Annotated in this window: 17 protein-coding genes; 12 read left to right on the top strand and 5 right to left on the bottom strand. The window is 73.0% G+C overall.

The annotated features are described in order from the left end of the window. The coding region (locus ACFC8N_RS34905; RefSeq protein WP_376292803.1) for a DMT family transporter at nucleotides 1-932 on the bottom strand (932 nt) is incomplete at its 3' end. 185 nt (nucleotides 933-1117) lie between these two features. Between ACFC8N_RS34905 and ACFC8N_RS34910 the strand changes: the two genes are divergently transcribed. The 6 genes from ACFC8N_RS34910 to ACFC8N_RS34935 all read left to right on the top strand — a co-directional run bounded on the left by ACFC8N_RS34910 (nucleotide 1118) and on the right by ACFC8N_RS34935 (nucleotide 10047). Next, entirely contained in the window at nucleotides 1118-1888 is a 771-nt protein-coding gene (locus ACFC8N_RS34910) for a (2Fe-2S)-binding protein (protein ID WP_376293037.1), read from the top strand. Nucleotides 1889-1922: 34 nt separating this feature from the next. After that, a complete protein-coding gene (gene glgA, locus ACFC8N_RS34915; RefSeq protein WP_376292806.1) occupies nucleotides 1923-3074 on the top strand; it encodes a glycogen synthase in 1152 nt (383 codons plus the stop codon). A gap of 51 nt (nucleotides 3075-3125) precedes the next feature. Further along, nucleotides 3126-4346 (top strand): glucose-1-phosphate adenylyltransferase, encoded by a 1221-nt coding sequence (glgC, locus tag ACFC8N_RS34920; RefSeq protein ID WP_356033862.1) that lies wholly within the window; start codon nucleotides 3126-3128, stop codon nucleotides 4344-4346. A gap of 208 nt (nucleotides 4347-4554) precedes the next feature. After that, nucleotides 4555-6876, top strand: a complete 2322-nt coding sequence (locus ACFC8N_RS34925) for a GH92 family glycosyl hydrolase (protein WP_376292809.1) — start codon at nucleotides 4555-4557, stop codon at nucleotides 6874-6876. Between the two features lie 164 nt (nucleotides 6877-7040). Then, entirely contained in the window at nucleotides 7041-8372 is a 1332-nt protein-coding gene (locus ACFC8N_RS34930; RefSeq protein ID WP_376292811.1) for a wax ester/triacylglycerol synthase family O-acyltransferase, read from the top strand. 172 nt (nucleotides 8373-8544) lie between these two features. After that, the gene (locus ACFC8N_RS34935; RefSeq protein WP_356033870.1) at nucleotides 8545-10047 is read left to right on the top strand and encodes an SDR family NAD(P)-dependent oxidoreductase; all 1503 of its coding nucleotides are present in this window, start codon (nucleotides 8545-8547) and stop codon (nucleotides 10045-10047) included. A 53-nt stretch (nucleotides 10048-10100) separates the two neighbouring features. Here ACFC8N_RS34935 and ACFC8N_RS34940 read toward each other — a convergent pair whose 3' ends face one another. Together ACFC8N_RS34940 and ACFC8N_RS34945 are read right to left on the bottom strand one after the other, a co-directional pair. After that, entirely contained in the window at nucleotides 10101-10901 is an 801-nt protein-coding gene (locus ACFC8N_RS34940; RefSeq protein ID WP_376292813.1) for an SDR family oxidoreductase, read from the bottom strand. 55 nt (nucleotides 10902-10956) lie between these two features. Then, nucleotides 10957-11355, bottom strand: a complete 399-nt coding sequence (locus ACFC8N_RS34945) for a hypothetical protein (protein ID WP_362819360.1) — start codon at nucleotides 11353-11355, stop codon at nucleotides 10957-10959. 422 nt (nucleotides 11356-11777) lie between these two features. Between ACFC8N_RS34945 and ACFC8N_RS34950 the strand changes: the two genes are divergently transcribed. After that, nucleotides 11778-11951, top strand: a complete 174-nt coding sequence (locus tag ACFC8N_RS34950; protein ID WP_356033878.1) for a hypothetical protein — start codon at nucleotides 11778-11780, stop codon at nucleotides 11949-11951. An 84-nt stretch (nucleotides 11952-12035) separates the two neighbouring features. Here the strand turns inward: ACFC8N_RS34950 and ACFC8N_RS34955 are convergent, their stop codons facing one another. Next, nucleotides 12036-13382 (bottom strand): amidase, encoded by a 1347-nt coding sequence (locus ACFC8N_RS34955; protein ID WP_376292816.1) that lies wholly within the window; start codon nucleotides 13380-13382, stop codon nucleotides 12036-12038. A 197-nt stretch (nucleotides 13383-13579) separates the two neighbouring features. Here ACFC8N_RS34955 and ACFC8N_RS34960 point away from each other — a divergent pair, with 197 nt between their 5' ends. Together ACFC8N_RS34960 and ACFC8N_RS34965 are read left to right on the top strand one after the other, a co-directional pair. After that, nucleotides 13580-15928, top strand: a complete 2349-nt coding sequence (locus ACFC8N_RS34960) for an alpha-L-fucosidase (protein ID WP_376292819.1) — start codon at nucleotides 13580-13582, stop codon at nucleotides 15926-15928. 488 nt (nucleotides 15929-16416) lie between these two features. Then, complete coding sequence (locus ACFC8N_RS34965) at nucleotides 16417-16944, top strand: hypothetical protein (protein WP_376292821.1); 528 nt, start codon at nucleotides 16417-16419, stop codon at nucleotides 16942-16944. On the opposite strand, the gene ACFC8N_RS34970 is transcribed toward ACFC8N_RS34965, so the two are convergent. Continuing rightward, nucleotides 16933-17964 (bottom strand): LacI family DNA-binding transcriptional regulator, encoded by a 1032-nt coding sequence (locus ACFC8N_RS34970; protein ID WP_356034000.1) that lies wholly within the window; start codon nucleotides 17962-17964, stop codon nucleotides 16933-16935. The two genes, ACFC8N_RS34965 and ACFC8N_RS34970, sit on opposite strands and share 12 nt — an antisense overlap. A gap of 259 nt (nucleotides 17965-18223) precedes the next feature. On the opposite strand from ACFC8N_RS34970, the gene ACFC8N_RS34975 reads away from it, so the two are divergent. Genes ACFC8N_RS34975 through ACFC8N_RS34985 form a run of 3 tightly spaced genes read left to right on the top strand, consistent with a single transcriptional unit; the run spans nucleotide 18224 to nucleotide 21342 of the window. Then, nucleotides 18224-19510 (top strand): ABC transporter substrate-binding protein, encoded by a 1287-nt coding sequence (locus tag ACFC8N_RS34975; RefSeq protein WP_376292825.1) that lies wholly within the window; start codon nucleotides 18224-18226, stop codon nucleotides 19508-19510. 6 nt (nucleotides 19511-19516) lie between these two features. Beyond that, the gene (locus ACFC8N_RS34980; protein ID WP_376292828.1) at nucleotides 19517-20437 is read left to right on the top strand and encodes a carbohydrate ABC transporter permease; all 921 of its coding nucleotides are present in this window, start codon (nucleotides 19517-19519) and stop codon (nucleotides 20435-20437) included. Next, nucleotides 20434-21342: a carbohydrate ABC transporter permease gene (locus ACFC8N_RS34985; protein ID WP_376292830.1), complete on the top strand. Its 909-nt coding sequence runs from the start codon at nucleotides 20434-20436 to the stop codon at nucleotides 21340-21342. The genes ACFC8N_RS34980 and ACFC8N_RS34985 overlap by 4 nt, the downstream gene beginning before the upstream one ends. Nucleotides 21343-21356: the final 14 nt, after the last annotated feature.

Raw genomic sequence — 21356 nt, forward strand, 5'->3', positions numbered from 1 at the left:
GGCGCCGGCACGCGCTGCGGGGGCAGGCCCGGCAGCGCCTCCGGCTGCGCGGCCACCGGGCCCGCGCCCGGCGTCGGGCCGTCCGCCGCCGCGGGCGGGCCCGTGCGCTCGATCCGCTCGGTCGTCAGCATGACCAGACCGCCCGCCGCGACCACGCCGCAGCTGAGGGCGAGTCCGCTGCCCACACCGCCGTAGCGAAACGTCTCGCCGAACATCAGAATGCCGACGGCGGCCGCCAGCACGGGGTTGACCACCGTCAGCGTGGCCAGCGGGGCGGCGAGCCCGGCGCCCCGGTAGGAGGCCTGGGAGAGCACCACGCCCGCGCCGGCGAACAGGGCGATCACGGCGAGCGAGGGCAGGTCGTGGAGGTCGATGCCGCGGGTCCAGTCCTCGGCGACCGCCTTGGTGAACACCGACGACATGCCGAACGCCACGCCGGAGGCCGTGGCGAGGAGCACGCCGCGCACCGCGGGGTGCCGGTGGGCGGCCAGTCCCGCGAGCGTCAGCCCCGCGGTCGCGCCGCCGGTGACCAGCACCACCGCGATCCGCTGGGCCGTGTCGAGGGAGTGGGCGTCGGTGGAGCCGACGAGGGACAGCAGACCGGCGAGGCCCACCGTGGCCATGAGGGCGCCGCGCCAGGCGGTCGCCCCGGCCCCGCGGCCGACGAACAGCGCCGCCATCGGCAGCGCGAAGACGATGGTCAGCGCGCCGAGCGGCTGGACGAGACTGAGCGGACCGTAGGCCAGCGCCACCACGTGCAGGACGCCGCCGAGACCGTTGAGCGCCAGCGCCCCCCACCAACTCGGGCGGCGCAGCGGCATGTAGGCACTGTCCGGGCAGGAGACCGCCACCTGCTCCTGCACGATCGCGCCGCCCGCGTAGGCGAGGGCGGACACGACCGACAGCAGCACGGACAGCGCGAGGGCGCTCATCGGCGTCTCCGCTGCGGCGGGCACGGGCGTGGGCGCGGGCCCGGAGCCCGGTGCGGCGTACGGTCGGCTTCCATGGCGAACACTCTGCCGGTCCGGGCCGTTCCCGTCGTCGTACCTGAGCACCCAATGCGTCCTACTGCCGATGGAGTACGGCAGTGACCTGATCATCCTTGGGACGGGTGTCCCTGCTACTACTGCCTGTCGTGGACCCCGACCCCGAACTCGCCGCCCTCCGCCCGCTCGGCGGCTTCTTCGTCCTGCGCACCGCCGGAGCGGCGCCCGCCGGCTGCCCGCCGACGACGCTCGCGGACGCGTACGCGACGCCGCCCCCGGACGGTCACCGCGACCCCCTCGCCGCACGGATCGCCCTGGTCGCGCGGCGGCTGCGCGCCCCCGAACCGCGGGTCGCCGTCTCCGTCGCGCAACAGGGACTCGCCGCCCGGCTGTGGTCGGCGGCCCTCGGCTGCGCCGCCCGCTACGGCCGGCTGCCCGACCTCGACCCCCGACTGCTGCGCTGGGACCCCCTGGCATCCGCCCCCGACGACCTGTGGCTGGCCGAGGTCCGTGCGCTGCCCGGGGACCCCGACCTCGGCACCGCGATCCTGCACGGGCATCTGGAACCCCTGGCGCGGACCCTGACGGCCCGCTACGGGATCGCGGCCGGGCTGCTGTGGGGCAACGCGGGCTCGGCGCTCGCGGGAGCGGCCCGGGAACTGGACCGCTGGGCCCGGGCGCACGGCCGAGGGGACGTGGCCGAGCGGGCCCACGCGCTGACCGACGCGCTCTTCGCCCACCCCCTGCTGCGCCCCACCGGCACCCGCACCCGCACCGGCACCGCGTTCCGCCGCCGCAGCTGCTGTCTGTACTACCGCGTGCCCGGCGGCGGGGTCTGCGGCGACTGCTGCTTCACGCGGCCTCCGCGCTCTTCCCCGGGGGCCGCATCCGGGCGACCATGAGGGGAAGCTGCCGCCGGGACAAAGGGGTTGTCGGGTGCGAGTGGGACTGCTGACTCGGGAGTACCCCCCGGACGTGTACGGCGGCGCCGGTGTCCATGTGGAGTTCCTGGCGCGGGAGTTGGCCTCCCTGGTCGACCTGGAGGTGCACTGCTGGGGCGAGGGCCGTGGGGTCGGCGTCGTACGCCACCGGTCCTGGTCCGCGCTCGACGGCGCCAACGACGCGCTGCGCACCTTCTCCGTGGACCTGTCGATGGCCGCCGCGCTGGAGGACCGCGAGCTGGTCCACTCCCACACCTGGTACGCGGGCCTCGCCGGCCATGTCGCCAAGCTGCTCCACGGCATCCCGCACGTGGTCACCGCGCACTCCCTGGAGCCGCTGCGCCCCTGGAAGGCGGAGCAACTGGGCGGCGGATACGCGCTGTCGGGCTGGGCCGAGCGCACCGCCGTCGAGGCCGCCGACGCGGTGATCGCCGTGTCCGGCGCCATGCGCGAGGACATCCTCACCTGCTACCCGGCGCTGGACCCGGCGCGCGTCCACGTCGTGCACAACGGGATCGACACCCGCCTGTACCGCCCCGACCCCGGCACCGACGCCCTCCTGCGCCACGGCATCGACCCCGCCCGGCCCTATGTCCTGTTCGTCGGCCGGATCACCCGCCAGAAGGGCGTGCCCCATCTGCTGCGCGCCGTACGGGACATCGACCCGGGCGCCCAGGTCGTGCTGTGCGCGGGAGCCCCGGACACCCCCGGGATCGACCGCGAGTTCCGGGAGCTGTTCGAGGAGGTGAGCCGGGCCCGCGCGGGTGTGTTCTGGATCCCGCAGATGCTGCCGCGCACGGAGGTGATCCAACTCCTCACCCGGGCCGCCGTGTTCGTGTGTCCGTCGGTGTACGAGCCGCTCGGCATCGTCAACCTGGAGGCGATGGCGTGCGGCACGCCGGTCGTGGCCTCCCGGGTCGGGGGGATCCCCGAGGTGGTCGCGGACGGCGCGACGGGCCTGCTGGTGGACGTGGACGACGGCTTCGAGGCGGGTCTGGCCCGGGCGCTGGACACCGTGCTCGGCGACCCGGCGGCGGCCCGCCGGATGGGGGAGGCCGGACGGGTGCGCGCGGTGGGGGAGTTCGGCTGGGACGCCGTGGCCCGGCGCACCGCCGCGCTGTACGAGGAGATCCGCAAGGGGGCTTGAGCCCGGCGGGCTGCGGGCATCCATGGTTCAACCAGGGTGAGGGGAGCGGCCATGCGTCGTGGAGGGCCTTCCGTACTCGGGATCGTGCTGGCGGGCGGGGAGGGCAAGCGCCTGATGCCGCTCACCACCGACCGCGCCAAACCCGCGGTCACCTTCGGCGGCACCTACCGCCTCGTCGACTTCGTGCTGTCCAACCTCGTCAACGCCGACGTGCTGCGCATCTGCGTGCTGACCCAGTACAAGTCGCACTCGCTGGACCGGCACATCACCACCACCTGGCGGATGTCCAGTCTGCTCGGCAACTACGTCACCCCGGTCCCGGCCCAGCAGCGCCTCGGCCCGCGCTGGTACCTCGGCAGCGCCGACGCGATCCTGCAGTCCCTGAACCTCGTGCACGACGAACAGCCCGAGTACGTCGCGGTGTTCGGCGCCGACCACGTGTACCGGATGGACCCGCGGCAGATGCTCGCGCAGCACGTCGAGGGCGGCGCCGGGGTGACCGTGGCCGGCATCCGGGTGCCCCGCGAGCAGTCCTCGGCCTTCGGCGTCATCACGCCCGGCACGGACGGCCGTACGATCCGCCGCTTCCTGGAGAAGCCTGCCGACCCGCCCGGACTCCCGGACGCCCCGGACACGGTCTTCGCCTCGATGGGCAACTACGTCTTCACCACCAAGGCCCTGGTCGAGGCGCTGCACCGGGACGCCGAGGACGGCCAGTCCGTGCACGACATGGGCGGCTCGATCCTGCCCCAGCTCACCACGCGCGGCGAGGCCCAGCTGTACGACTTCGGCGACAACCACGTGCCCGGCGAGACCACCCGCGACCAGGGCTACTGGCGGGACGTGGGCACCCTGGACGCCTACTACGAGGCGCACATGGACCTCATCGCCGAGCGCCCCGCCTTCAACCTCTACAACCGGCAGTGGCCCGTCTACACCCACTCCGGCCAGCTCTCCCCGGCCCGCTTCAGCGCGGGCGGCATCGCGAGCGAGTCCATCATCAGCGCGGGCTGCCTGATCCGCGGCCAGGTCACGCGGTCCGTGCTGTCCCCGGGCGTGCGGGTCGATCCCGGGGCGGTGGTGCAGGGCTCGGTCCTGCACGACAACGTGCGCGTCGGGCGGGGCGCGGTGGTGCGCGGCGCGGTCCTGGACAAGAACGTGGAGGTCCCGCCCGGCGCGACGATCGGCGTCAACCCGGAGCGGGACGCGGAGCTGTACACGGTGTCGACGGGCGGCGTGATCGCGCTGGGGAAGGGACAGCGGGTGTCCTGAGGTCTCCTCGGACTACGCTGCGCGCCCGCGGATCACGGACGCCGGACCGCATCACGATGGGGTGGATACGAACTGATGGTCCGTCACCACTCGTGCGTGTGACCCCGGTCGCGACGCGTCGGGCCTGACGCCCGGGGAATGCCCGGGTTTGAGTCGTTCGCCCTTCAGGATGCAGGGAACGACGTCGAACCTGCGGAGGTCATGCGACATGAGAGGGACCCGGCGCACACGGCTGTGCCTGGCCGGTGTGATGGCAGCGTCCACGCTGATCGCCACCCCCGCCGCGGGCGCCGCCGGGCGGACCGACGGCCACCTCACCGACCTGGTCAACCCCTTCATCGGGAGCCAGGACGAGGGCAACACGTTCCCCGGCGCGGCCGTGCCCTTCGGCATGGTGCAGCTCTCCCCGGACACCGGGCACTTCTCCGGCTACGACTACACGCAGGCGCGCATCCGCGGCTTCTCGCTGGTCCATCTCTCGGGCGTCGGCTGCGGTATCGGCGGCGACCTGCCCGTGCTGCCGACCACCGGCGACGTGACGCAGACGGACTACACCGCCTACGCGACCGGCTTCGCGCACCGGGACGAGGCGGCGAGCCCCGGCTACTACCGCGTCGGCCTCGCCTCCGGCATCCGCGCCGAGCTGACCGCGACCGCGCGCACCGGGGTGCAGCGCTACACCTTCCCGGCCACCGACAAGGCCAACGTCCTGCTGAACGCGGCCCAGTCGCTGCACAAGTCGGTCTCCAGCACGGTCGAGATCCTGGACGACCACACCGTGCGCACCGCGATCACCGGCCACGGCTTCTGCCGGGACACCCGCCCCTACACCGTCTACACCGTCACCCGCTTCAGCCGGCCCTTCACCGCCTACGGCACCTGGGACGGCAAGCAGGTCACCCCCGGCTCGCGCACCGGCTCCGGCGGCGCCTACGTCCGCTTCGACACCAGCAAGGACCGTACGGTCGAGGCGACCACGGCCCTGTCGTACGTCGACGCGCGCGGCGCGGCCGGCAACCTCGCCGCGGAGGGCGGCCGGTCCTTCGGCGCCGTGCGCGAGGCGGCCCGCGCGGCCTGGGAGAGGCGGCTCGCCGCGATCCACGTCCAGGGCGGCACGGACACGCTGCGCCGGACGTTCTACTCCTCGCTGTACCGCTCGTTCCTCGCGCCGAACATCGGCAACGACACCGACGGCCGCTACACCGGCTGGGACCGCCGCATCCACCGCGCCGACGGGTTCACGTACTACCAGAACTGGTCGCTGTGGGACACCTACCGCACCCAGGTGCAGCTGCTCGCCCTGCTCGCGCCGCGCGAGGCACGGGACATGGCCCGCTCACTGGTCGCGGTCGACGAGGACGGCGGCTGGCTGCCCAAGTGGGGCTACGGCCCGGTCGAGACGAACGTCATGAGCGGCGACCCGGTCACCCCGTTCCTGACCACGGCGTACCAGGCGGGCCTGCTCAAGGGCTTCGAGCAGCGGGCCTACCGCGCGCTGCGCAAGAACGCCGACGGCGTGCCGCCCGCCGCGTACCCGGGCATCGGCCGGGAGGCCAACGCCGACTACCTCGCGCACGGCTTCGCCCCCTACATCTGGGACCGCCCGCTGGCCAAGATGGGCGACTCCGACTACCACCACGGGGCCTCCGTCACCCTGGAGTACGCGCTCGCCGACGCCATGCTGGCCCAGATGGCCCGCGGTCTCGGCCATGACGCGGACGCGGCCCGGTACGCCGCCCGCGCACAGAACTACCGGAACATCTTCGACCCCTCGACCGGCTTCTTCCGCGCCCGCGACGGCTCCGGCGCCTTCTACGGCTCCGCCGACCCGGCCAAGGGCACCGGTTTCCACGAGGGCACCGCCTGGCAGTACCAGTGGCTCGTCCCGCAGGACGTGCCCGGCATGGTCCGGCTCATCGGCGGCGAGCGCGTCGCCAACGACCGTCTGGACTCCTTCTTCGCCTACGACAAGCTGCTGGCCGACCCGGCGAAGACGGCGCGCGAGGGGTGGGTGCACGGGGGCGCGTACGACTACTACAACGCCACCAAGTACAACCCGATGAACGAGCCCGACCTCATCGCGCCGTACACCTACCTCGCCACCGGCCAGCCCTGGAAGACCACCGACGTGGTGCACGCCGCGCTGACCCTGTTCACCGACGGCCCCACCGGCATCACCGGCAACGACGACCTGGGCACGATGTCCGCCTGGAACGTGCTGTCGTCCATCGGCCTGTTCCCCATCCAGCCCGGCTACGGCACCTGGGGCCTGTCCACCCCCGTCTTCGACCGTGTCGACCTCACGCTGGACCGCCGCTACTGGCCCAGCGGCCGGCTGACGATCACCGCGCCCGGCACCTCGGCGGCCGACCGCTACATCCAGTCCGTCCGCACCGACGGCCGCGCGCACGGGCGGACGTACGTGACGAACGAGGCGCTGCGCGCGATGCGCTCGCTCGCGTTCACGGTCGGCTCGCGCCCGTCTGAGTGGGGTACGTCACCCGAGGCGGCGCAGCCCGTCCTGAGGTGATCCGGCGTAAGCCATGGTCCCGCCCCTGATCGAGGGGCGGGACTTAACCTGTCGTTAACTGAGCGTAGCCTGATCGTACTTGACCGTAATCGGGTGACAGGGATTCACTGCGTTGACGTGCGATGGATCGCACGCCCCCCGTCGTCGATGCGTGAGGCAAGCCCGTGACTTCCGATCTGCTCGCTCCCCTCGACCTGGCGTTCTGGAACATCGAGTCCGACCGGCATCCCATGCACCTCGGCGCGCTCGGCGTCTTCGGTGCCCACTCGCCCACCGCCGGCGCCCACGCGGCCGACCTGCTCGCCGCCCGCGCCGCCGCCGTCCCCGGACTCCGCCTGCGCATCCGCGACGTATGGCAACCGCTCGCCTTCGGCGCCGCCGTCCGCGAGACCGATCCGGACTTCGACCCGCTGAACCACGTACGGCTGCACGCCCCGACCGCCGACTTCCACGCGGTCGCCGGCCGGCTGATGGAACGCCCGCTGGAACGGGGCAGGCCGCCCTGGGAGGCGCACGTCCTGCCCGGCGAGGACGGCATGTCCTTCGCGGTGCTGTTCAAGTTCCACCACGCCCTCGCCGACGGGCTGCGCGCGCTCAAGCTCGCCGCCGGTGTCCTCGACCCGGTGGACCTGCCCGCGCGGGCGCCGCGCGCCATCGAGCCGCCGCGCGGACTGCTGTCGGACGTCCGCCGGCTGCCGGGGCTGCTGCCCGCGCTGGTCCGGGGCGCCCTGTCCGACGCGGGCCGCGCCCTGGACATCGGCGCCTCCCTCGCCCGCTCCACACTCGGCATGCGGCCCTCCTCCGCGCTGACCTCGGCCCCGAGCGGCACGCGCCGCACCGCCGGGGTGGTCCTCGACATCGACGACGTGCACCGGGTGCGCAAGACCGTGGGCGGCACCGTCAACGACGTCCTCATCGCCGTCGTCGCAGGCGCCCTGCGCCGCTGGCTGGAGGAGCGCGGCGAGTCCACCAGGGGCGTGGCGCCCCGCGCCCTCATCCCCGTCTCCCGGCGCCGCCCGCGCACCGCCCACCCACAGGGCAACCGGCTCTCCGGCTATCTGATACCGCTGCCCGTGGGGGAGTCCGACCCCCTCGGCCGCCTCGACACGGTGCGCACGGCGATGGTCCGCCACAAGGACGCGGGGCCCGACCGGGGCGCCGGCGCGGTCGCCCTGCTCGCCGACCACGTCCCGGCCCTCGGCCACCGCCTCGGCGGCCCGCTGGTCGGCCAGGCCGCCCGCCTCTGGTTCGACATCCTGGTCACCAGCGTGCCGATGCCGTCACTGGGCCTGCGCCTCGGCGGCCACGAACTGACCGAGGTCTACCCCCTGGCCCCCCTCGCCCCCGGCCAGTCCCTGGCGGTGGCGATCTCGACGTACCGCGGCCGCGTGCACTACGGCCTGGTCGCCGACGCGGCGTCGGTGCCCGACCTGGACCGCTTCGCACACGCGGTCTCGGCCGAACTGGAGACCCTGCTGACCGCTTGCGCGGTCTGAGGAGCCCCCGCCCGCTCGCCCCCGCAGCAGTCCCCGGTGCGGTGTCCGGTCGTCACTGTCCGTGCCGGGGCGGTCGGGTTTGGCGGGGGGACCGTGTGCTCCGTAAAATTCCTCGTTCGACAGTGGGCGCGAGTCGGCGCGCCGTGCGGGTGATCAGGGAAGCGGCAGCGCGATGACGGTGACAGAGGACGGCTCCATGGCCTCCGCGGCCATGGACGAGGTGGTCTACGGGCCGGGTATCGACCCCGAGCGGCTGGCCGTCTGCCTGAGCGTGCTCCAGGAACTGGACAGCATCGAGGTCGACCACCCCGACGCGATCGCGGTGCGCCGGGCCACCTCGGCCATCTACCGCACGGTCAAGCAGCGCCGCCGCCAGGAGCGCCGCGCCGCCAAGACCGCGCACGACCGCGCCGTCACCGAGGCCACCGCGACCGGCTCCGCCGAGCGCATCGACGACGAGACCGAGGGCCTGCTGCCCTCCTCCAAGGTCGGAGAGGGCAAGATCGCGGGCATACTCCAGCGCCCGCGTTCCTGCTACACCTGCAAGGGCCGCTACGTCGAGGTCGACTACTTCTACCACCAGCTCTGTCCCGACTGCGCCCGCACCAACCGGGCCAAGCGCGAGGCCCGCGCCGACCTCAGCGGCAAGCGCGCCCTGCTCACCGGCGGCCGCGCCAAGATCGGCATGTACATCGCGCTGCGGCTGCTGCGCGACGGCGCGCACACCACCATCACCACGCGCTTCCCCAAGGACGCCATCCGCCGGTTCAAGGCGATGGAGGACTCGGCGGACTGGATCCACCGCCTGGAGGTCGTCGGCATCGACCTGCGCGACCCGGCACAGGCCGTCGCACTGTCCGAGCGGGTCACCGAGGCCGGCCCGCTCGACATCCTGATCAACAACGCGACCCAGACCGTCCGACGGCTGCCCTCCGCCTACGCGGCCCTGGTCGACGGCGAGAGCGCGCCGCTGCCCGCCGGTGAGCTGCCGGCCCACCGCGTCATCGGCGCCTTCAACTCCGGTGCGGTCGACGGCATCGCCGCGCTGCCGATCGGCACCAGCGGCCTGGACGCGCAGAAGGTCGCCGACCTCGCCCTCGTCGCGGGCAACGCCAGCATCGCCCGGCACGTCGAGGGCACCGCCATCGACGCCGGCGGCCTCGTCCCCGACGTCGTCGACACCAACACCTGGGTGCAGACCATCGACCAGATCTCGCCGGTCGAGCTGCTGGAGACCCAGCTGTGCAACTACACCTCGCCCTTCATCCTGATCAGCGCCCTGCGCCCGGCCATGGCCGACGCCGCGAAGAAGGCGGCCAGCAAGCGCGCCTACGTCGTCAACGTCTCGGCGATGGAGGGCGTCTTCGGCCGCGGCTACAAGGGCGCCGGGCACCCGAACACCAACGCCGCCAAGGCGGCCATGAACATGGTCACGCGGACCAGCGCCCAGGAGATGTTCGACACCGACGGCATCCTCATGACGTCCGTCGACACCGGCTGGATCACCGACGAGCGCCCGCACTACGACAAGCTGCGCCTCGCCGAGGAGGGCTTCCACGCCCCGCTCGACCTGATCGACGGCGCCGCCCGCGTCTACGACCCGATCGTGCGCGGCGAGACGGGCGAGGACCTGTACGGCGTCTTCATGAAGGACTACGCACCCGGCAAGTGGTGACCGCCCCGTGAGACCGCGGCCCGGCCCCTTCGGGGGCCGGGCCCCGACAGCTCCTAGACCTCGGGCACCCCGCGCAGCCGCCGGTGCACCGCGTACGGCGCGGCCGTGGACGCGGCCCGCACCCGCGTCCCGCCGTCCACCAGCAGATCCGCGCCCGTGATCCACTCGGCCGCGTCGGACGCCAGCCACAGCACCGCCCGCGCCACGTCCGCGGGCTCCCCGATCCGCCCGAGCGGCAGCCCCGCGGCCACCTCTCCCTCACCTGGCTCCCACACGAACCGCGCCATCTCGGTGCGCACCAGCCCGGGGGAGAGGGAGTTGACCCGCACCCGGGGCGCGAGTTCGCCCGCGAGCTGCCCGGTGAGATGGAGCAGGGCCGCCTTGGTCGTGCCGTACGCCCCCACGTTCGGGCCCACGTGACCGGCGCCCTCGGTGCACACGTTGACGACCGCCCCGCCGTGTGCGCGCATCCACCCCCGCCACGCGCACCGCACCAGCCGCAGCGGTGCCTCGACGTTCACGGCGAACGCCTGCCGCCACGCGTCCGGGTCGGCGTCCATCAGCGGGCCGTACGGCCGATTCGTCGCCGCGTTGTTGACGACGACGTCCAGCCGCCCGAACTCGCGCAGCACCAGCTCCGTCAGCGCCTCCGGGTGCCCGGGGGCGGACACGTCCCCGGCCAGCCCGATCCCGCCCAGCTCGGCGGCCGTGCGCCGCACCCCGGCCGCGTCCCGCGCGGTCACGCACACCAGCGCTCCGGCGGCCGCGAGCCCCTCGGCCACGGCCCGCCCGATGCCGCGCGTCCCGCCGGTGACGACGGCCGCCCTGCCCCTGAGTCCGTACGACGACGTCATCGCCGTACCGTCTCATGACGGGCCGTCAGAGGACAGGGGCGCGGCAGCCGGGCCGTCAGTCGACGGCGCCGAGCCGGGAGTGCCGGGCCGCCACCAGTTCCAGTACGGTGCGCCAGTCCTCCAGGACGCCCGCGTCGAACCCCGCCACCCGGCCCTCCTCGTCCGCGAGGCGCAGTCGCTGGACGTCGTCCTCGGCGGTGGGGCCCGCGTCCCCGCGCACCAGCCGGAACACCCGCTCCCCGAGCAGGGGGCGCACCGCCTCGGCCGCGCTGCGGGCCCGGCCCGCCTCGTCGGCCGGGCACAGCACCGGCCCGATCCCGTGCACCAGCCCCGCCACCTGGAGCTCCTTGTCGGCGGGGCGGCTGCGGCGCAGCAGCGCCGCGGTCCGCAGCGCGTGCTGGTGCCGACCGGCGTACAGCAGATCCATCAGCTCCTCGACGCTGCGCAGCTCCATGCGTCAGTCCTTCCGCGAGACAGCCGTTGCCCGCAGGTCAGCAGATCATGGCGAGCTTGCGCCCCGGCCAACGGCACTTGAACCGTGCAGCGTCGTGAAGTAGCCCATGTGGGTGAACGGCGGTGCGGGGCCGGTGATGCGCGCTGTGGTAAATACCGGCATATTGGGGGGTGTTGGAGAGCTGTACGAAGCACAGCCGTTACACCTTGTTTGCACTCCCTATCGAGCGGGAGCCCGCTCATTTGGTTAATCTGGAAGGGACGGACAGCAGCACTGGGTTCCACCCACACCCACCCGTCCGTACGCACCGACGCCACCGCGTCCGAACTGGCCTTCCATCCAGACCCGAGCGGGCGTCGAGCGCCGGAGCGCAGGCTTTGCGGCAGGCCCCCGAGGGTGACCCGACACATAAGGAGTGCGCGGTGACATCGGAGAAGACGAATCGCGAACAGCGCCCCGAGGAATGCCCGCAGCGCGGGGGCCGGCGCCCCGGAGAACTCGGCAGCCTCGACGTGTGGGCCCGCTCGGCCCCGATCCGCCTCGCGGGCTACGAGGAAGACCTCGCCGAGCCGCACATCCTGCCCAGCGTCGACTGAGCCGGCCGGATCGCTCCCGATCGCCGTACGCACGGGCGTGGCCGCCGGCGCCGACCCGGCCCACGCTCGCCCGTGCGGCCGCGGCTAAAAACCCGCCACCGTCGCCGTCCGGCGCCACGGCCGCCGCTGCTCCAGCTCCTCGGCGAGCCCCAGCAGCACGTCCTCCGAGCCCGGGCGTCCGACGAGCTGGACGGCACAGGGGGCGCCCGAGGGCAGGGCGCCGCACGGGACCGACATCGCGGGCCACCCGGTCAGGTTCCAGGGCGGGGTGAACGGGGTGTACGTGTTCGCGACGATGTTGCGCAGCCAGCCGCGCTCGTGCCACGGGCCCGCCGCGGGGGAGCGCCGGGCGAGGGCCGGGGTGAGCAGCACGTCGTGCGCGGTGAAGAAGGGGGTCATCCGGGCGCGCAGCCTCTCGCGGCCGTCGCCGCCTCGCACGGAGGCGACGAACCGCCGGCCCAGCGCGGCGTGCACCCGGGTCCGCCGGGTCAGCCGCGCCGGATCCAGGCCCTCGGCGTCCACGGCCGTGCCCGCCGTCCAGTGCCGTATCGCGGTCACGCCGAGGGACGGCGGATACGGCGGATCGGCCCGCCGCACCTGGTGCCCGCCCCGCGCCAGCACCCCGGCCGCCTCGCGGACCGCGTTCGTGAACGACCGGTGCACGACCACCCCGGGCAGCGGACTGCGCAGGGACACCGCGACCCGCAGTGACCCCGGCTCCCGGGTCAGGGGCAGGGCGCCGTCCGCGAGGACGTCCAGCATCAGCCGCAGATCCTCGACCGTCGTGGCCAGCGGGCCGTTCTCCGACATGCCGAACCAGTCGCCGTTGCCGATCCCGGCCGGCACCACCCCGTGCCCCGGCTTCAGTGTGACCAGACCGCAGTTCGCCGCGGGGATGCGCAGCGAGCCCATGCCGTCGTTGCCGAGCGCGAGCGGCACCAGCCCGGCGGCCACGGCGGCCGCGCTGCCGCCGGAGGAGCCGCCCGCCGTGCGGGAGAGGTCCCACGGATTGCGGCTGGTGCCGAACACGCCCTCCGTCGTGCCGAAGACACACAGCTCGGGCACGTTCGTCAGACCCACCACCATCGCCCCGGCCGCGCGCAGCCGGGCCACCGTGACGTGATCCTCGGCGGCCGGGGTGTCGTGCGTCGCGGCCGAGCCGTCGCGGTGCGACTCGCCGCGCACCGCCAGGTTGTCCTTCACGGCCAACGGCACGCCCGCGAGGGGCAGTTCGGCCAGATCGGCCCGTGAGCCGACGGCGTCGGCCTCGGCGAGCGCCGCCTCGGCCCGCACCGTGCGGAACGCCCCGATCCGCCCGTCGAGCCGCTCGATGCGTGCGAGGTGCTCCGCCACCACCTCGCGGGGCGTGACCTCCTTCGCGCGTACGGCGGCGGCGATCTCCGCGGCGGTCCGGCCGACCCACTCGGTCACGGGCACTCCCTGGCTACTCGTCGGTATGAATCGAGCGTGCAGGGAGAACTGTGCACGGTCGGGCGGGGCACGTCGAGGGGCTGATCTTTCATCCGATCAATGGCTCAAAATCCGTGCACTGCAAGCCCGTTGACAGTCCCGTGACGCCCGCACAATCATCAGACGTCCGATGAATCGGAACTGTATGGGAGCCGCTCATGAGCACGTATCCCAGACGAACGGTCCTCGCCACCGCCGCGGGAGCGGCGGCCGCGACCGCCCTCCCGCCCGCCGCCGCGGCCAGCGCCGTCACACCCGCGAGCGCCGGCGGACGCCCGGGTCCCTGGGCCGCGGTCCCCGCCCCGGTGCCCGTCCCGCTGGACGCCCGCTACGACAACGACGGCATCGACACCGCCTCCGCGCGCGGCGGCGACTTCGACGGATCCGGCTACACCTTCCCCGGCGAGGAACTCCCGGCCGGCCGCGCCGAGGTCGACGGCGTCCCCTTCCTCTTCCCCGCCCACGCCGCCGGCACCAGGAACAACCTGGTCGCCCTCGGCCAGCGCCTCGACCTCCCCCGGGGCCGCTACCTGTCGGCCTTCTTCCTCACCGCCGCCAGCTACGGCGACGCCTCCGGAACGGCCACCGTGCACTACGCCGACGGTACGACCACCACCGCCGGCCTCGGCGGCGCCGACTGGTACGCGACGGGCGGCCCGCTGTCGGCGCCGTACCGCTACCGGCCGGACGGCGGCAAGGACGAGCACGCTGTCGGCATCGGCGTGTCGGAGGTATGGCTCGATCCCCGCCGGGAGGCAGTCGCGGTCACCCTGCCCGTCACCCACGCCGCCGAGGCGAACCAGGCCTCCCTGCACGTCTTCGCCCTCACCCTCCAACCGGTCGCCGACGGGCGGGCGTTGGCCCTGCGCGGGCCGCGCTCCACGCCCTCCCTCCTCGAACCCTCCGGCGCGCAGAGCGTCGAGGCGACCGTCGTCAACGCGGGCACCGTCGCCGTCCTCGCCGCCGACGGCGTCTCGGTGGCCGTCGACGTACCCGGCGCACGCACCGTCCAGCCCGCCCGCGTGCGCCGCCTCGACCCCGGCGAACAGGCCCGGGTCCGCATCGGCATCCGCAACCGACCGGGCACGGCGCCGGGCACCCGGCAGGACGGCACGGTCACCGTCACCGGCCGGGGCGCCCAAGTGGCCGCGGGCAAGGCCTCGTTGACGCTCGGCACCGCCGACTACGCCCCCACCGAGGCCTCGCTCGCCGCCCACCAGGCGCCGTACTGGTTCCAGGGCGCCAAGTTCGGCATCTTCATCCACTGGGGCGTCTACTCCGTGCCCGCCTGGTCGCCGGTCGGCAAGGAGTACGCCGAGTGGTACTGGGACCACATGCAGGACCCGGCCGACGCCGTGTACGCCCACCACCGGGACACCTACGGCGAGGACTTCGCCTACGACGACTTCATCCCCCGCTTCACCGCCGAGAAGTTCGACCCGCGCGCCTGGGTGGAGCTCTTCCGTGACGCCGGCGCCCAGTACCACGTGCTGACCTCCAAGCACCACGAGGGCTTCGCCCTGTGGGACACCAGGGTCTCGGACCGCAACGCCGTGAAGATGGGCCCGAAGCGGGACCTGGTCGGGGAGCTCTTCGAGGCGAGCCGCCGCTACGCCCCCGAGCTGCACCGGGGCCTGTACTTCTCGATGCCCGAATGGTTCAACCCCGACAACCCCTGGATGGGCCACGCCCCGCGCAACCCCTACACGCTCGCCCCGGTGCCGTACACCGGATACACCGCGGGCAAGGACTACGTCCACGACTACCAGGCCCCGCAGCTGCTGGAGCTGATCCACGGGTACGACCCCGAGATCATCTGGTGCGACATCGGCGGCGCCAACGACAGCCTGCACGTCCTCGCCGAGTACTTCAACCACGCCAAGAACCGCGCCCGTCCGGTCGACGTGACCGTCAACAACCGCTCGGGCATCGCCTTCCACGACTTCACGACCCCCGAGTACACGACGTACGCCGACACCGTCGTCGCCAAGTGGGAGGCCAGCCGGGGATTGGACCCCTTCAGCTACGGCTACAACGGGGCCACGCCCGACTCCGCGTACATGACCGCCGAGGAGGTCGTGCACACCCTGGTCGACATCGTCTCCAAGAACGGCAACTTCCTCCTCGACATCGGCCCGCGCGCGGACGGCACCATCCCGGAGATCATGCAGACCCGGCTGCGCGAGACCGGACAGTGGCTGAAGGTGAACGGGGAGGCGGTGTACGACACCACGTACTGGTCGCGCACGGCCCAGCTCGGCGACGACCTGCGCTTCACGGTCCGCCCGGACGAGGCCTTCTACATCCACTCCCTCGCCGAGCCCGGCGCCAGGCTGACCGTCGAGGCACCGGTGCCCGTCCGGCCCGGCGACAAGGTGACGATGCTCGGTCACGACCGGCCCCTGACCTGGACCGTCACCGGCGGGTCACTGGTGGTCGACGTGCCGGAGGCGGCCCGGAGGGCGGGGCGGTACGCGTGGGTGTTCAAGGTGGAGTGGCATGGCTGAGGCCCGGCAAAGGCCGCACCGGCTGCTGCTCGTGATCGCCTCCGCGCCGGTACCGGCGCTCGCCCGGGACGCGTGACCCGTTCCGGTCACCGTGCCGTCGCTCGCCGACTGGACCGCGCAGAGCGGCACGTACGTCCAAGGCCGCGCCACCCGGCTGGTGGCCGGCAGCCGCGCCGAACGCCGGGTGGCCGACACCCTCGCCGCGGACCTGCGCGCCGCGGGCCACGGCACGGTGCCCGTCGTGACCGGCGGGGCCAGGACCGGCGACATCGTGATCGGCATCGAGCCGGGGAGGACCTCCCGCGCCACCGGGACCGCGGCGTCGGCGTCCGCGCCTGCTGCCGTCAAGCACCACGACGGCTTCGTCCTCCGTCCCTCCCGCGACGCCGACCACACCGTGGCGAGCAGCAGTCGGCGCGACGGTCACGGCGACGTCCTGCGCTCCTTCGCGGACGTACACCCTCGACGCGGCCGACCACGGCGCCCACATGCTCAACCAGCTCCACGAGGTGCTCACCGAGTACGGCCCGGTCGACGAGGTGTGGTTCGACGGCGCCCAGGGCCGCATCCCTGCGGACGAGGTGGAGCGGTACGACTGGGACAGCTGGTACACACCGGTCGTCGTGAAGGCGCGCGACAGCGCCGACCACGTCCCGTGGTGGCCCGCCGAGTGCGACGTCTGCATCCGGGACGGCTGGTTCTGCCGTCCCGGCCAACAGCCCAAGTGGCACGGCTGCGCGAGTTCCGCGACCGCGTGGACCGCGAACTGCCCGAGGACCTGGCCCGCGGCGCCCGGACCACCGCCACGCCGGGACGGCCGGCAGATCGAGCCCTTCGTGGTCGAGGCCTGGGCGGACGGCGGCTGGTCGCGGGTGGCCGCCGCCGGGACGATGGGCGCGAGCCGGATCCTGCTGCTCGCGGCGCCGGTACGGGCCCGCAGGTGGCGGGTGCGGGTCACGGCGGCGCGGTCGGCCGTACGGATCGCGGAGTTCGGGCTGTACCGGTCACGTACCTGACCGGCCCGCCGCGCCCCGCGCCGCCGCCCCCGTACTGCCCCGCCCCGTCAGCCGCGGCACCGGCACCCCCGCCGAGCGGGCCGCGCCGCCGTCCAGCAGGGCCAGCAGCTCGCGGGCGGCCGTGCGGCCGAACTCGGCGCTGTCGCGGGACAGGGCGGACAGCCGGGGTGTGACCATGCGGCACAGGGCCGAGTCCTCCCAGGAGACCACCGACACGTCCTGCGGGACGCGAAAGCCCAGGTCGGCCGCCGCCGCGAGGCCTGCCACGGCCATCACGTCGTTGTCGTAGATCAGTGCCGTGGGGGCGGGGGAGGCGCCGAGCACCCGGCGGGTCACGGCCGCGCCCTGCGTGTCGGAGTAGTCGGTGGTCACCGACCGGACCTCGCCCAGGCCCCGCCGCTCCGCCTCCGCGCGCAGCGTGGCGGTACGGCGCTGGGTGTGCGCCAGGTCCGGCAGGCCGGCGATGTGCACGATCCGGCGGTGGCCGAGCGCCGTCAGCTCGTCCACCACGGAGGCCATCGCGCCCGCGTCGTCCGCCCAGACCGTGGACAGCCCCGGATGGCACCCGTCGGGCTCGCCGCCGATCACCACGCCGGGCAGGCCCAGTTCGTCCAGCAGGCCGGGGCGCGGGTCCGTGGCGCGCGGGTCGACCACCAGCACGCCGTCCACCCGGTGCTCCGCCCACCAGCGCCGGTAGACCGTGCACTCGTCGGCCACGTCCTCGGCCACCTGGAACAGCAGGCCCAGATGGCGTTCGGCGAGCACCTCCTGGATGCCGGAGACGAGCTGGAGGAAGAACGAGTCGACGCCCAGGGTGTGCGCGGGGCGGGCCAGGACGAAGCCGACCGTCGCCGCGCCCTCGCCGGACAGCGCGCGGGCGGCCGTGCTGGGCCGCCACCCCAACTGCTCGGCGACCCGGCGGACCCGGGCGCGGGTGGCCTCGGAGACGCCGGGGCGGTCGTTCAGCGCGAAGGAGACGGCACTCTCGGAGACCCCGGCCCGCCGGGCGATGTCCTTCATCGTGGGCCGGCGTGTGGGTGACCGTCTGGTCGGCGGCACGTTTCCCCTCCCTCCCGGGCGAGTTGGCTAATGCGCTTGAGTGTCAAGACCCTAAAGCGCATTAGCGAACTACGGCAAGCTTTCGGCGAAACTCCTGCGACCTGCACTAATGAAGCGTGGATTTCTTTAGTTCGGATGACTGCATTGACTTTCTCCGAACGGCCCGTGCATGGTCTCTCACGCCGCCAACAGACCGACACAGCAAGGGAGCCGTGTCACCGTGCCCATGCCCCGCAGAGCCCTGTTCGCCGCTGCCGCCGCCCTCGTCCTGCCGCTGAGCGCCTGCGGTTCGGGCGGCGGGGGCGGCGGCTCCACCGACGCCTCCGGAAAGGTCGAGGGGAACATCACCTTCGAGACCTGGAACCTGCGCGCCAACTTCACGCCGTACTTCCAGGGCCTGATCGCCGACTTCGAGAAGAAGCACCCGGGCACGCACGTGAAGTGGATCGACCAGCCCGCCGAGGGCTACGCCGACAAGCTCAGCGCCGACGCCGCCGGCGGCACCCTGCCCGACGTCGTCAACGTCTCCCCGGACCTGGTCGCCCCGCTCGCCAGGGCCGGTCTCGCCATGGACCTCGACAAGGCCGCGGCGACGTACAAGTCCGAGTATCTGGCCGGGGCGTGGGCCAGCCACCGGATCCCGGGCATGAGCGGCACGTACGCCTTCCCCTGGTACCTGAACACCGGCCCGCTCTTCTACAACAAGTCCCTGTTCACCGAGGCCGGACTGAACCCCGGCCGGCCGCCGAGGACGTACGGCGAACTCTTCACCGACGCCCTCCAGATGGCGAAGAAGAGCGGCGGCAAGGTCGCCACCCTCGCGAACGTCCCCACCATCGAGGACTTCGGCCGCTACGGCGTCCCGCTGATGAACCGGCAGGGCACCGCGTTCGCCTTCAACGACGCCAGGGGTGTCGAACTCCTCACCAAATACAAGGAGTTGTACGACGCCAGGGCCCTCGACCCGCAGGCGCTGACCGCCACCCCCGAGTCCTCCGGCAAGAAGTTCCTCACCGGTGCAGTCGCCATGAACCCCGGCAGCGCCCTCGACCTGGACAACTTCAAGAAGAACGCGCCCGGCCTCTACAAGAACATCGGCATCACCGACCAGATCACCAGCACGGGGCACGTCAACATGTACGTGATGGGCGTGATGGTCAACTCCCGCACCAGGCACACCCCGGCCGCCGTCGCCTTCGCCCACTTCGTCACCGACGCGCAGAACCAGATGTCCTTCGCGAAGAAGGTCGCCATCTTCCCCAGCACCGCCGGCTCCCTGAGCGACCCGTACTTCACCAAGGAGGACGGCACCGACGAGACCCGGGTGCGCATCGCCGCGGCCACGTCCCTGAAGAGCGCGGTGAACTACACCCCCGTGCTGTTCAGCGACCAGATGAAGACCGCGCTGCGCAACGAGGTCGCCAAGGCGCTCCAGGGCAAGGAGAGCCCCGAGGAAGCCCTCGACAACGCTGTCAAGGCCGCCGACCGGCTGCTCCAGCAGGGCTGACCCGCGATGGCCGCCACCCCCCTCCGCGTCAAGGGCCGCGCGTCGGCCGGGACCAGGATCCGGCGACAACTGCCGGTCAGCCCCTGGCTGTTCGCGGCCCCCGGGCTGCTCGTCACCGGCGCGTTCGTGCTCTACCCGTTCGCCTCCACCCTGGTGAACTCCTTCACCGACCGCCGCACCCTGCTCCCGGGCCGTTTCGTGGGCCTCGCCAACTTCCGCGAGCTGCTCCACGACGGCATGTTCTGGACCGGCCTGCGCAACAGCACGCTCTACGTCCTCGGCGTCGTACCCGCCCTGGTCGTCCTGCCGCTGCTGCTCGCCCTGCTGGTGCAGAAGAACATCCCCGGCATCACCTTCTTCCGCTCCGCCTTCTACACCCCGGTCGTCGCCTCGATGGTGGTCGTCGGGCTGGTCTGGGTGTGGCTGCTGGACGAACGCGGACTGGTCAACTCGCTGCTGGAGACCGTCGGGATCGGCCGGGTCGGCTTCCTCAGCGACCAGTGGCTGCTCCTGCTGAGCGCGATGGCCGTCACGGTGTGGAAGGGCCTCGGCTACTACATGATCATTTATCTGGCGGCGCTCGCCGACGTGCCCCGCGAGCTGCACGAGGCCGCCGCCGTGGACGGCGCGGGACCGGTGCGCCGCTTCCTCACGGTCACCGTCCCCGCCGTGCGCTCCACCATGGTGCTGGTCGCCGCGCTCTCCTCGGTCGCCGCGTTCAAGGTGTTCTCCGAGGTGTACCTGATGGCGGGCCCCGACGGCGGCCCGGCCGGCGAGGACACCACCCTCGTCATGCTGGTCCAGCGCACCGGCACCGGCCTGACCGGCCGCGTCGGCTACGCCTCCGCCCTCTCCGTCGTCGTCTTCGTCGTCACCGTCGCGCTCATGCTGCTCGTGCTGCGTGCCGACCGCAGGGAGGAGGCGTGAGCGTCCTGGAGAAGGTACGGCCCGAGCGGCCCGTCACCTCGCGGAGCAGGCCGCCGCGCGTCACCGACGAGCACGGCCGCCGGATCCGCGCCAGCGAACTGGCCCTGCGCTACCTGCTGTTGCTCGCCGTCCTCGCCCTGACCGTCGGCCCGTTCCTGTGGCAGCTGTCCACCTCCCTCAAGGGCACCACCGAGGACATCTACAGCTCCCCGCCGAGCTTCCTGCCGGCCCACCCCACCCTGCACAACTACACGCGGGTCGCCGACACCGTCCCCGTCTGGGACTACGCCCTCAACTCCCTGAAGGTCGCCGCCGCCAACGTCGTGACCAACTGCGTCGGTTCGGCCCTCGCCGGATACGCCCTGGCCCGGCTGCGCTTCCGCGGCCGGCGCGTGACCACGCTCGTGTTCGTGCTGGCCATGCTCGTGCCCGTCGAGGGCATCGTCATCGCCCAGTTCACCACCATGCGCGAACTCGGCCTGAACAACACGCTCATCGGCGTCGTCCTGCCCGGCGCGATCGGCGCCATGAACGTCCTGCTGATGCGGGGCGCGTTCCGCAATCTGCCCTACGAGATCGAGGAGGCGGCCTACGTCGACGGCGCCGACGTGTGGCAGCGGTTCCTGCGCGTCGCGCTGCCCGCGGTGAAGGGGACGCTCGCCGTCGTCGCGATCTTCGCCTTCATGGGCGCCTGGGACGACTTCCTGTGGCCGCTGATCGTCCTCAGCGACCCCTCCAAGTTCACCCTCACCATCGGTCTCAACTATCTGCACGGCACCTTCGCCAACGACGAACGCCTCGTCGCCGCCGGCACCGTGATCGCCGTGGCCCCGCTCATCGCCCTCTTCGCCTGCCTCCAGCGGTACTTCTTCCGCGGCGTCGGCGAGGGCGCCGTCAAGGGCTGAACACCCGTATGCCA

It is taken from the genome of Streptomyces sp. NPDC055966 (genome assembly GCF_042269865.1).
Taxonomy (GTDB): domain Bacteria; phylum Actinomycetota; class Actinomycetes; order Streptomycetales; family Streptomycetaceae; genus Streptomyces.